The 12,184-nt window shown below is 55.1% G+C and carries 14 protein-coding genes; 4 read left to right on the forward strand and 10 right to left on the reverse strand.

The genetic code is table 11. From position 1 onward, the window contains the following. The first annotated feature begins 45 nt into the window (after positions 1-45). From MIN45_RS00675 to MIN45_RS00685, 3 genes are read left to right on the forward strand one after another with little or no spacing between them, the layout of a single operon-like run. Positions 46-831 carry a peptidase M10A and M12B matrixin and adamalysin gene (locus MIN45_RS00675; protein ID WP_286292708.1) on the forward strand — a complete coding sequence of 262 codons (786 nt, stop codon included), beginning with the start codon at positions 46-48 and terminating at the stop codon, positions 829-831. Continuing rightward, positions 828-1,106, forward strand: a complete 279-nt coding sequence (locus tag MIN45_RS00680) for a PqqD family protein (protein ID WP_286292709.1) — start codon at positions 828-830, stop codon at positions 1,104-1,106. The genes MIN45_RS00675 and MIN45_RS00680 overlap by 4 nt, the downstream gene beginning before the upstream one ends. Next, complete coding sequence (locus MIN45_RS00685; protein WP_286292710.1) at positions 1,103-1,930, forward strand: hypothetical protein; 828 nt, start codon at positions 1,103-1,105, stop codon at positions 1,928-1,930. Before MIN45_RS00680 ends, MIN45_RS00685 begins: the two co-directional genes overlap by 4 nt. A gap of 44 nt (positions 1,931-1,974) precedes the next feature. On the opposite strand, the gene MIN45_RS12405 is transcribed toward MIN45_RS00685, so the two are convergent. The 3 genes from MIN45_RS12405 to MIN45_RS00695 form a co-directional block, all read right to left on the reverse strand. Then, positions 1,975-2,148: a lasso RiPP family leader peptide-containing protein gene (locus tag MIN45_RS12405; RefSeq protein ID WP_422732667.1), complete on the reverse strand. Its 174-nt coding sequence runs from the start codon at positions 2,146-2,148 to the stop codon at positions 1,975-1,977. Positions 2,149-2,169: 21 nt separating this feature from the next. Next, the gene (locus MIN45_RS00690) at positions 2,170-2,868 is read right to left on the reverse strand and encodes a PEP-CTERM sorting domain-containing protein (RefSeq protein ID WP_286292711.1); all 699 of its coding nucleotides are present in this window, start codon (positions 2,866-2,868) and stop codon (positions 2,170-2,172) included. A gap of 146 nt (positions 2,869-3,014) precedes the next feature. After that, a complete protein-coding gene (locus MIN45_RS00695; protein WP_286292712.1) occupies positions 3,015-4,151 on the reverse strand; it encodes a nucleotidyltransferase domain-containing protein in 1,137 nt (378 codons plus the stop codon). Positions 4,152-4,252: 101 nt separating this feature from the next. On the opposite strand from MIN45_RS00695, the gene MIN45_RS00700 reads away from it, so the two are divergent. Further along, on the forward strand, positions 4,253-4,666 hold the full coding sequence (locus tag MIN45_RS00700) for a serpin family protein (protein ID WP_286292713.1): 414 nt from the start codon (positions 4,253-4,255) through the stop codon (positions 4,664-4,666). Between the two features lie 9 nt (positions 4,667-4,675). Here the strand turns inward: MIN45_RS00700 and MIN45_RS00705 are convergent, their stop codons facing one another. From MIN45_RS00705 to MIN45_RS00735, 7 genes are all read right to left on the reverse strand, one after another. Continuing rightward, a complete protein-coding gene (locus tag MIN45_RS00705; protein WP_286292714.1) occupies positions 4,676-5,098 on the reverse strand; it encodes a hypothetical protein in 423 nt (140 codons plus the stop codon). Further along, positions 5,085-5,312 carry a WecB/TagA/CpsF family glycosyltransferase gene (locus MIN45_RS00710; RefSeq protein ID WP_286292715.1) on the reverse strand — a complete coding sequence of 76 codons (228 nt, stop codon included), beginning with the start codon at positions 5,310-5,312 and terminating at the stop codon, positions 5,085-5,087. The genes MIN45_RS00705 and MIN45_RS00710 overlap by 14 nt, the downstream gene beginning before the upstream one ends. 158 nt (positions 5,313-5,470) lie before the next feature. Next, a complete protein-coding gene (locus MIN45_RS00715) occupies positions 5,471-6,670 on the reverse strand; it encodes a glycosyltransferase family 4 protein (RefSeq protein WP_286292716.1) in 1,200 nt (399 codons plus the stop codon). Between the two features lie 5 nt (positions 6,671-6,675). Further along, on the reverse strand, positions 6,676-7,986 hold the full coding sequence (locus tag MIN45_RS00720; protein ID WP_286292717.1) for a nucleotide sugar dehydrogenase: 1,311 nt from the start codon (positions 7,984-7,986) through the stop codon (positions 6,676-6,678). After that, positions 7,976-9,772, reverse strand: coding sequence for an alginate lyase family protein (locus tag MIN45_RS00725; protein ID WP_286292719.1), 1,797 nt, complete (start codon positions 9,770-9,772; stop codon positions 7,976-7,978). The genes MIN45_RS00720 and MIN45_RS00725 overlap by 11 nt, the downstream gene beginning before the upstream one ends. Before the next feature lie 275 nt (positions 9,773-10,047). Beyond that, positions 10,048-11,079 (reverse strand): sulfotransferase family protein, encoded by a 1,032-nt coding sequence (locus MIN45_RS00730; protein WP_286292720.1) that lies wholly within the window; start codon positions 11,077-11,079, stop codon positions 10,048-10,050. After that, positions 11,076-12,182, reverse strand: a complete 1,107-nt coding sequence (locus tag MIN45_RS00735) for a glycosyltransferase family 4 protein (protein WP_286292721.1) — start codon at positions 12,180-12,182, stop codon at positions 11,076-11,078. The genes MIN45_RS00730 and MIN45_RS00735 overlap by 4 nt, the downstream gene beginning before the upstream one ends. Positions 12,183-12,184: the final 2 nt, after the last annotated feature.

The following is a 12,184-nucleotide window of genomic DNA, read 5'->3' on the forward strand; positions in this document are numbered from 1 at the left end:
GTGTATGTTCATGCCGCTGTTACTGAATCTGGAGGTAACAAGATCATGCGCCGACAGCTTCTGACCGTCACCCTGACCCTGGCCCTGACCCGACCGGCGGCCGCGTTCGACATCGCTTTCGATTACACCTACGGCGATTCCTTTTTCGATGCCTCCATCCAGAACATCCTCGACAGCGCCGCCGCCGTGTACGAAAGCCGGATCACCGACACCCTGGCGGATACATCGGGTCTAAGCGCATCCATCGCCAATCCTTCCGACCCTAACCAACAGGTAACTGTCCAGGCATCACCGGCGGACACGCTCACCATCTATCTCGGCGCCCGGGACCTGGGATCCGGCACTCTGGGCCTGGGCGGTCCTGTGTGGTTCGAAGGCGACAATCTTCCAAGAACCGTCTCCGACAGCGAATTCGAGCCTGCATTTGGAACCATCACCTTCAACAACGCCTTCAACAACTGGTATATCGACCCAGATCCCAGCACCACCGAATCGTTCAGCGGCTACGATTTTTACTCGGTCGCCCTGCACGAGATCGGACACGTCATGGGCATCGGCAGCGCCCCATCCTGGGATGCTCAGATCCAGAACGGTACGTTCACCGGACCGGCCGCCACGGCTGCCAATAACGGCGCGGCGCCAAACGTCACCAGCGACGGCGGTCACTGGGCCGAAGGCACCCAAAGCACGGTCAACGGCCAGCCCCAGGAAGCGGCCATGGATCCCACCATCGGCAACGGCCAGCGCAAACAGTTGACCGATCTGGACTGGGCCGCCCTGGACGATATCGGCTGGGACGTACAAAGCAATTCAGTGAGCCCGAACTCATGAACCGACACCAGCGTTACCACATCCCCGATCACGTATTGTTCCAAAAACTGGAAAACGAGACCGTCCTGCTCAACCTGGAAGACGGCCATTACTACGGCCTCGATGACCTGGGAACCCGGATCTGGCAGATGTTGAAGCGAGGCGACAGCCTGGGCGAATGTCTGGAATGGATTCTGGAAAACTATGAGGTCTCCCCCGAGCAGGCCGAAAAGGATCTCAATGCGTTGATCCGGCACATGACCGAAAAGGGGCTGATCGAACCCGCCGGCCCATGACGCCCCACTTCCATTCACTTTACGGTCTGAACCTGGCCAGCGACTTCGACCTCGGCCTGCCCCCCGCCCGGGGAAAAACGGATCTGTGGATCTATCGCGGCGAAGGCCGCGGGGCACGCCTTCAGCTGACGACCGGACGGGCCTGGCTCGACCCGCAGGCCGGAACGATCCACTTCCAGCCCGGACCACGGCTGGACGCCGAAGCGATCCGGCAGGTCATCCTCAACGTCCTGCTGCTGGAAATGCTGCCCCGGCTCGGTTACGTCTGCCTGCACGGCAGCGCCGCCACCCGCGACGGCTGCACCCTGGCGGTGCTCGCCCCCCAGGGCACCGGCAAGTCCACCTACGCCGCCGCCCTGGCGTCCCAAGGCTGGCGACTGCTCAGCGACGACCTGCTGATCATCGAGGCGGAGAAGCTGACCATTCAGCCTGGCATTCCCCAGATCCGCCTGTGGCGGGACAGCATCGAAACCCTGGGCTGGCAGCGCCGCCCCCGGGATCCCGACCGTTACCGGCCCGGAAAGTTCGCCCTGCCGCTGCAGACCGACCCGCACCCCCGACGCCCCGACGCCATGATCGTGCTGGCGCGGGGACAAGGGGAGATCAGGCGGCTCGCCCCCGCGGAGGCCTTCTTCAGCCTGCTCAACAACAGCTTTCCCCTGCAGATTCCGGACCGCCGGGCCGAGGCCCTGCGCTTTCAGACGCTCAGCCGCCTGAGCCGCGATCTTCCGGTTTACCGCCAGTCCCTGACGCCCCGCATCCTGGAAAACGCACGCCGGGCGCTGGACGCCGTCGTCCCGGCAAGCGCGAAAACGACTCCATAAAGAATCCCGCTCTTGGAGCGGGATTCTTTATACTGGGCTTCTTTCTAGGGAGAGGGCGGCTGGAACCCGCCGCCTCCGCCAGAGCCGATATCGCCCGGCCCCGGCGGGTTACCGGCGGGAATGGAAGTACGCCCCAGGGTCAGATGGGAGACCTCCCCAAAATCGGTCAACTTGGGAGGTTGATAGGCCTGTTTCTTAGCTTGCTGATCCATTTTCATCGTCGATACCTCACAAAAAACTCATCCGATTTTCAGTATGGCACATTTGCCCCTGTGCCGCACGATCAGTCCGAGCAGCCCGACACCCACCAAAAAGAGGCTGCCCGGCTCCGGCACGGTGAATTTCCAACCCTGGATAAAAACACCGTTGACGTAGGAATCCACCTGCCACTCACCCCGCTCGTCCAGCACCACAGGGTCGGTGAAGAACTGCCATCCGGGACCCAAAGAGCTGGAAAGACTGCTCCATGGCACCTGGACATCGTTGTGGTATTTGCTGGTGTCAGGATCGGCCATGGTGGAAGGGGCGTTCCACACCACGGTCCAAACCAAGGTATCAACTAAAGATGATCCCCAGTTGCTCAAAGCGACATTGAGAGCTGTTTGAGTCAAGTAGGTGAAATCGAACAGCTCACCCGCCCGGACCGTATCGCCAAAGGAAAACGCGTCCAAAGCCGCCGGACCGCCGCTTTTCTGCGGCACCGGCGTTCCAGAGCCGGTATCGAGATAAGTCACGATCCCTGGCGGGACCGCGTTTTCCGAGATGGTGATGACGTCGGTCCCGTCCGGCACCCCGGCCACCCCACTGGCCCCTGTCGCCGCACTCCCATCGATGTCGCAGTAGGGATAACTCCCTCCGCAATTTACAGGGGTCGCCCCCGCAAAACTGCCGGCCAGCAGCAAGGCCAGCCCAAAACATAAACGCATTATCTTCATCATCACTGATTCTCCTTATAGGATCAAACCCAGATATCACTATGCAACAATCAGACCTTAATAGAAAAATATATTACATTCAATCTCTTGAACACCCTCTGACGATTCCCAACACGCAACCACAGCCGAATTGTAAAAAATTCTGACAGCTACAACCGCTCCCGCTTGGAATCATAATCCGGATCGCCCCAAGCTTTCAATCCCGCAGGCAACTTGCGCAGCAGACAGACCACCCGGGCCGGGAGATTTTGCCAGCCCGGCGCATAACAGATGTTGCGCCAGGCCCAGGGCAGCATGTTCAGGCGATAATAAGCCGTCAGCGTCATGCGCCATAGCGATTCGCCCCAACCGGCCGTTTCCACCGGTACCGAAAACCGCAGCCCCATCAGCAGGCGCCGCGCGTTCCAGCGCACCCGACGCCCGGCCTGTCCCGTCAACGGCGTTTCCGTCCCGAACAGCTCCCCGGCCAACACCGCATACGCCAACAGCGGGGTGCGAAAACCCTGGCGTTCGCACAGGGAAAGCAGCGCCTGCCAGTCGATCCATTCCCGGTAACGCGCCACCAGCCAGGCGAATTCCGCCATCTGCATCAGATTGATCCGGGATGTCAGATACTCCTTTTTGAGGGCATGCACCACATTGTGCAACACCCTTTCGGTGGGGGCCGGAATGGCCGTCCGCTGTCCCTCCCAAAGTACCGTCTGCCGACGTCCCCAGACCCGCGCCGTCGGGAGAATGCGATTCCCCTGGCCGTAACAGACCCGGTAGTGGAGCTCGATCACCACCTGATGGCGGGCATCGTAGAACGGCGGCAGGTGATGGTGGCGACGGTCGAACACGTCCCCCGCCAACACCGCCGCCGGCGGGCATTCCTCGCGGAAACCGTTCTCCAGCAACACCCGCCGGGCCCGCTCCTTTTGGGACTCCGGCACCAGAATGTCGAGATCCCCCATGGCCCTGGCGCCGGAATCGCCATACAGATCGTCGCAGAAGGTCGCCGCCCCCTTGAGCAACAGGGTCTCGATCCCCGCTCGTTCGAACAAGGCCAAGATCTGCCTGAGGCAGTGACGGTGACGCAGATAGCGCACCGTGTCACGACGGTAGGCCCCCTTCAGCGCAACCGCCATCTCTGTAGGCAATCGCGCCAGCAGCCCGTGGCGTTTGAGATTGACATACAACAAGGAAGCACAACCGTGGGCCTGTGCATAGGCAAGCCCCAGGGGTGACAACAGCGCGGAATCAGGATTGAGCCCCCCAGACAGATCAGGGGCCAGCAACCTGGACAACGACCTCACCGCGCCACCACCGGGCATCTCAGGTAAAAAATCACACATCAGACGGATTTGCTATCATGCCCGAAGCCCAATGACAGAACCTTGCCAAAATCATGCATGTCCCCATCGAAATCTACCAACTCCTGGAAGACCGGCTCGGACGGGAGGAAGCCAAAAAAGTCGCCGAATCGATCGAGGTCAGCCTCGCCCATCTCGAGGAGCGCAGCCGTGAAATCGCCGCGCAGCGCAAGCTCGAAGCCAAGGAAGAGCTCAAGCACGAACTGCGCAACGAACTGGCCACCAAGGAAGACCTGGCCAACCTGCGCACCGAACTCAAGGAAGACATCGCCAATGTCCGTACCGAACTAAAAGAAGACATCGCCAACCTGCGCACCGACGTAATCCGCATGGAAGCCCGCCTGGAGCGTAAATTCACCATTCTCTGGCTGATCACCCTGTTCACCATCGTCTTCCTCAACCAGAACGCCCTGCACTTTCTGGCGCGTCTGCTGGGCCTGCTGAAATGAGGCTCCCCATCAGCCACCAATCCCAAACTCCGCCTTGAACCAACCCCAGATCCCCAGGGAAAACCCCGGAATCAGGTCGATCCCCAGAGCCGATTTGACCAGATACAGCACCAACAACCCGAACAACGTCGCCACTGTCACCAAGACTCCCAGAAACACCGCCTCGGTCCAACGCATCGCCCGCTCGATCCGACGCGGCAGACGCCGGCGCTCGCGCCCGAGCAGGATCACGTAGTAAAAACGCCACCGCCACAGGGAAATCGTGCCGCGCAAATCCACCGGATGGAGCTTCCACCGCCGCGCCCCCAGGGCAATCTTGAGGCCAAGGAGCTGGTCGTCGCTGAAGCTGTCGCGCAGTTCCGTCGGCAGACGGGACAGCAGACCACGGATGAAGGGATCGTTGCGGATATCGGCAGGATCAGGAACGTTCATGGAGCAACTGCTTTCCGGCCAGCAACAGAAATCTGGGATTCAGAAGCAAATACCGCCGCCACAGCCGCCGCGGCTCACACATCAACCGGAACGACCATTCCAACCCCACCACCTGCATCCAACGCGGAGCATGGGGCTTGACACCGACGAGAAAATCGAAAGCCGCCCCCACACCCAGCATCACCGCCTGCACCTTGCCTTTCTGCCCCGCCATCCAAGGCTCCTACTTGGGACATCCCAGGCCGACGAACAAACGGTCTCCGTCGCCCGAGGTAAAGATCAGTCTTCAACTCAAGAACACGCACTCTCTCGCGCATCTATAGGCTCTTGGGAGAACCGTCTTGGCAAGGCCATGAATGCGCAGTCGACACTTTATCGGCTAAACAACGCTTCATAGGCCCTCAGAAGCTTTGGGGCCTCATACTTCCACTCAAGCTCATTTTCAATACGCTTCTTTCCATATTCGCCCATCTCTTTCCGAAGATCTGGGTTATCCAAGAGATGGAGTATTTTTTCCGCCATATCCTCTGGGGAATTCCATTTTGCATAAAGCGAAGCCTTTTGTGCCGAGAATTTTCCCTCTGTTAAATCAAACTGCACGATAGGCTTGCCAAGCGCCATATACTCCATAATTTTATTCATTGTCGACTTGTCATTCATTTCATTGCCAACGTCCGGATTGACGCATACGTCTGCCGTATTCAGCATCTCAAGCATTTCCTTGTCCGGCACCCGACCTGTGAAGGTCACGTAATCCGATATTCCCAACTCCTTTGCTAATGCCTGCATATCGCTAAGAGCCGGTCCAGAACCAACAATCCCAAAATGCACGTCCTTACGACCTTTCTTGTTGATAATGTAGTTTGCGGCCTGCAGCAAATAGTCGATGCCCTCTTGGTTTCCAATGACACCTACATAACCCACCAGATATTTCCTGCCATTCTTGAGCGTTTCCACGGGTGGCAATATTTTCAACCGATCTAGAGTGGGGCCGCTTCTGACAACGAACACATCCTCTGGATTCATTCGCCCACGCTCTATCGCAATCTTTTTATATGATTCATTCGTAGCAATTGATATGTCGGCTGTCATAAAGGTCAGACGCTCCCACCATCTTATGATGTGGTAGAAGAGGTCTCGTTTACCAAACTTTGCCTCATACAGTTCAGGGTTTATATCATGATGATCGAAAACAAACTTCTTTCCTAGCAGTTTGAATATCAACCCTATCAAGAAGATATTGTCCGGAGGATTACATGCATGAATAACGTCAAACCCCCTGGTGAAGAAAACCTTCCAGGCTAAAATAAATTCCCAAAATAAGGCTATAGAATACTCGACCAGATAACCGAAAGCACCTTTTGCCTCCACTGGCAAGGGATGCCGATAAATATGAACCCCCTCCAATATTTCATATCGTTTATCGTAACCCTTGCCTACCGGACATATAATGGAAACCTCGTAACCATTCTTCTGCAGAGTCGTTGCCTCCTGCCAAACCCGCCTATCAAAAGGACAGGGCAAATTCTCCACAATAATCAATATACGTCGACGGGATCGTTTATTCTTCATAAGAATCACCAACAAATCCCGTCATAATTACCGGCAGATGACCGATCAACGATCCTAACCAAATCGATGATAACCTGACCATCTGAGATCATTTTAGGAACGTCCCGAAACTCTTCGGAGGTATTGCCAATTACAATGACATCCGCATGTTGTAATACCGCATCGATATCATCCACCATTAGCTTGGAAATGTGAGATATGTGATTGAGTATGTAGTCTCTGTTGGCGCCAATCAGACTGGCGATCTTGACATTCCTATCGTAAATACGCACATCGTAGCCCTTTCCTATCAATCGCTCGATGATCTCAACTAAAGGGCTTTCACGCAAATCATCGGTACCAGCCTTGAAACTAAACCCAAGGATGCCTATCTTCTTGCGGCCCTTTTCAGTGATCATGGACAGTCCCTTCTCGATCTGCCTCTGGTTACTAGGCATAATGGCGTTGAGAATAGGCACATCCAGATCCAGAGACTTCGCCTTGTAGGTCAAAGCCCGCACATCTTTGGGAAGACAGGAACCACCAAACGCAAATCCAGGCTTCAAATAACAAGGAGACAAATTCAGCTTCCTATCCTGACAAAAAATCTCCATCACCTCATGGCCATCAATACCTACCGCCTTACATATGTTACCGATTTCATTGGCGAACCCAACCTTCAACGCATGCCAGACATTGTCCGCATATTTAACCATCTCGGCCGTTTCTATACTGGTTCTTATCAGCGGGGCATCCAGCCTATCATAAATATTCACCAACAGGTCTCCGGCCTTCGCGTCCGTTTCCCCGATCACAATTTTTGGGGGATGATAATAATCATATACGGCGGTTCCCTCCCTCAGAAATTCCGGATTATTGCATACCCCAAAGTCAGTGCCTGCCTGTTTTCCAGAATATTCCTCGAGCGTCGGGATCACTATGGAGCGCATGCTTCCAGGCAGCATGGTGCTGCGAACAACCACCACATGAAAGTCATCCTTGTTCTGCAAAGCCGTGCCGATCTCCTCACATACCCTTCTGACGAACTTGAGATCAAGGTTACCATTGGACTGGCTGGGCGTCCCCACGCAGATCAGGGACATATCCGATGCCAAAACAGCTTCCTCGGCGTCCTGCGTAGCACGCAACAGTCCCTTGGAAACCGCTTTTTCTATAAGCCTATCGATATCCTTTTCAACGACGGGGCTCCTTCCCGAATTGATCAAGCCCACCTTGGTTTCATTTGGATCAACTCCGACAACCTCGTGCCCCTCGTTCGCAAGACATCCTGCCGACACGGCACCCACGTATCCAAGACCAAATATACTAATCCTCATAGCTACTACCATCCTTTATCTGAATAATGGTTTTTATTTCAACAGGCGGTACAACATGATAATGACCACGAAGCGTGATGGCCGGTTGTTTCATACCCAACCCAGACGAATACCATCCACCAATAGGGTTCTCCCTACCCCGCACCGTCCACCATTCTCCATCCTCGGGCCGAATCACAAGTCGAGTATTCTTTCCTGGCCAAAACGCCAACCACCCTCCCTCCACTGGACGCACCTCAATCTGGGGAGCGAAATGAAAATGCAGCGAGACCGATTGCTCCGATCGACCCACCAGCCGATCCCAAATCTCTAACCGGCGGCTTGCTACATCCAACCTGACAGTCCGGCAATGCTTCCAACCCAACCTTGAATAACCGTCATGACAGCCACCGCACCATTGAACATCCCCTTCCCGACCCACTTCCTCAAGCCAGGCATTCGCCTTCCGCAGCCACAGGAAAGGACCGCCGATGACAGATTGATCCCTACCGGCCACCTGAACCGTGTTATGCGCTGCCGTACCCCGGAAATAATTCCGCCATTCGGGTTCACCGTGATAGGAATAGGTTCCCGGGTCCACCAACCACCAGTCGCCATCCACAGCCAGACAGAAACTCAAGGCATCGGCATGGCCGTGAGCCGCAATGCTCAAATAGCCAAGCGGTCCCGCATCGAACACCAGGTGCAGTCCGTTGCCCCCCAGGACGACATACCCCCCTTTCCGGTAGGAAACGGGATATTTCCTTTGCCATATCTCCGAGCGTTCCCTCTCATCACTACGCTTTCCGGCAATCGCCGCATACCAGAAGCTTTTTTGCCAAGATGGCTGGGCATTTCCGAACACCACATCGACTGCCTCCAACACCTGGCGATAAGGATGCCGGGGCCAAAACGGATCGAACCGGGCGACACAGCCGTCGTCCGAATCCCCGACATGAGGTGGATCACCTCCCGGGGGGGATATATCCCGCAAAAAATTGCTCATGGCGATCATCCGGTCCCGGAACCGTCGGGAAAACGATTGCCCCGAACGCGCACCCACGACCCAGGAAAAAAGAAAGTATTCCAACACTTCCAGATGGTAATGGAAGGCCTGTTCCTTATTGACACCATCTTCGTAAACCTGACGGAACATTTCCCGCTCCAAGCCCCGCCGGGCCTCTTCACGCCATAATTCGCCTTCCCTGCCAAGCTCGAAAACAGTCGTGGCCACCCATAGACCGCACAACTCACCGATCAGATGATTGTTAGCGGAAGAAAATAGGGAAAAGTAATGACGTATGAACCAGGCCTGCTGAAAGATCGACTGCCCTATCGCTTCGGGCACAGCACTTGCCGCGAAGATCCCCTGGGCACCATCCCGGAGGGCAAACAAACTGTGAATCAATGCCCAGGAAATCAGTCGCAACGCCACTTCCAGCGAACTGCACCAATGAATTCCCACCGCAAAGGGATTCTGGGCGATCCAGGCTTCGATCTGCTCCAATACCGCCGTCCGGTAGGATTCATCGCCGGACACCGCATAGGCCACGGCAAGCGGCACCAGGTGCTGATGGCGCCCGAGTTCCCAGACGAACTTGATATTGCCAACCTGCGACTCGTCACGGTAATTAATATATTTGCCAAACTCCAGTGGCGAAGTGATCCCAGTCAGGGGATCCCGGTGCCACTGCACCGGATTACCCACATCCATGGGCTCATGGGCAAAAAAGTCGATCCGGCCCTGCCGATAAGGCTCATACGCATCCGGATCGAACCGAAAACAGGCATGCCAGCGCTCGATCAAAGAGCAATCCAGGTCAAACAGCAAAGTTCGGGGGGCAACCGGTCGCTCCGGCAAGGGTTCCCAGCCTTGTCGTACCCGCCATCTTTCCCATCTCTGCATCAACGCCCGCCGAGTGCGAAATCCCACTTCCCGTATGGACATCGTTCGCAAACGGTTTATTTTCCAAAGCAATCCACCCGTCATATCGCCAATCCATACCTTGGGATGTCAGTTTCCAGGTTGAACAAAATCGGAAGCAGAGCAGCTTTTTCCATGCCGGCAACATACATTTCAGTTCAACTCGATGCAACCAAGGAACCAAGCCGGCGGACCAGGTAAGGCACAATTGGCCCCCGAACAGCCCGGTTGGCCCGAAGTGCCCGCCACAGCGCAAAAGGGGTCGATGCAATACAGACAGCAACCTTTAGCTGCGACACTTTAATGGATTCCAACCGGTAGCCGAGTTGCTCCAGCTCAGGGCCGGCGATGGCCTGAGCGATGGCGATTTCCTCCGGAGCAAGATCAGTACGCCAACGGTCGATGGAGGAAGAAAATATTCCCTTGGCAGCAAGCGCATTGGAACTGTTGTGACTATCCACCTCCAACATGGCCGGTTCAAATTCTTCTTCGACAGTGCGGCAAAGCCGACGGACCGAGGCTTCAGGATCTCTCACCAGATCCTCGTAACGCATGATGAGGAGGTTCTTTTGCGGAACCGCCTTCTGGATGGCCGGAAGCCGTCTCATACTGGATTTCCATAGAAACGAAGTAATGACCGGATGATACAGGGCCTTCAAACGATCCACATTCTCTCGACGGGTAATTCTCCATTTACCTTTGTAGGAAAGCAGAAATGCCCGGATGTCACGAACGCAGACGATAAACTTGGCATCAGGAAAGAAACGGAGAATTTCCTCGACCCAGAACAGATCCCGGGGCACATTATTGCCCCACCTCGATTTCCCTTCACGGTCACATTGAATCTCCATGAAGCGGGCAAACAGATCGCCATAGGACTGACAACCTACCAGCGCTTTCTCCAAGGCATCGGGTGTCGGGAAAATTCCCTCGATTCGCTTTTGGTCGAACGGTTCATTGTAACGCTCATAAAGGTTGAATAAGCGTTGGCTGATCTTTTTCACTGCTTGCGGGCTATCCAGTAGTCCTAATTCTTCTGCCCGTGAGTAAATGTCCTCGAAGAAATGAGTCTCCCCCGGCATGAACAGCTTGGAGTGCCGACCAAGGATTCTAGCCGTCAGGGTAGTACCGGATCGGGGAGTTCCAACAACGAAAATCGGTCGATCGGATTTACACTGAGTTTTGGTCATGACCATCCTTCGCCACGGTAAAGCCGCTCAAAACGTCTTGCCACCTTTTCAGCCTCGTATTTTTCCCATGCTTCCTTCCGGTTCAGCTCACCCATACGTTTCCGAAGCTGCGAATCTGTGACCAAGCGCCTGATCCCGTCAGCGATATGCCAAGGCGTCACTTCCGCCAGAAGGAAACCGTGCTTTCCGTCCTCAACGATATGGGGAATTCCCCCCACCGGCGTGGTGATCACCGGCAGCCCGGCAGCCATGGCCTCCAACAGGGAGACCGGACAGCCCTCACCATAGGATGATGGGAGTAAAAAAATATCGGAACTGTAAATCAATTTCCATTTGTCCCCCCCCCGGCAATAACCGGGAAAACGCACCCGACCTTCAAGACCCAGTTCGACGACGCGCTGTCTTACGACATTTTCTTCCGATCCAGTACCAGCTATTACCAATTCGAGACGACCATCTTCTCTGCTCAAGGTAGAGAATGCCTCCACCAATTCAAAAATGCCTTTTTCACGAATAATCCGTGAGAGATATAAAAGTCTGATTGTATCTCCTGAAGGGTCAGTAGAGTCAACAGCCGACTTGGCTTCATCGCCATCAAACATGGTGGTAAAGCGGTGAATCCGTTCGGCGGGCAGGCCCTGCGCTACCAACCAATCTCGGAAGCTGTCAGCCAGCACCAAAATATGGTCGGGCCAGCCGAAGACCGTCCTGAACAAGAATCGAGACAAATGATTGTTTTCGATCGCCCGAGCGGTTGACGGTTCCCAACCGTGAAAACTCACGACAACGTTACGCGCCTTGAAGCAGCGCAGAATCAACAAAAACAATCCATCCCGAATCAGAGATGCAGGATTCAGGGAAGGATTCACATGATAGGAATCAAAACGCTCCCGGAAAATTAGCGTAGTCAAGCAAATCGCATCCACCAAAGGAGTCAGATACTTGGAAATGGGCAGCGGATTGCCTGGCCGTTGCCCAATGGTAAAATTATAATATTCTACGGTTTTCTTCGTCTCCTTCTGAAGAGCAGCGAGAAAATTGACGACACCACCAAACCATGCCGGATCACGCCCAAAAAGCAAGATTCGAGGTCTTAAAAACATCT

The sequence above is a fragment of the Methylomarinovum tepidoasis genome (assembly GCF_030294985.1).
Classification (GTDB): Bacteria; Pseudomonadota; Gammaproteobacteria; order Methylococcales; family Methylothermaceae; genus Methylohalobius; species Methylohalobius tepidoasis.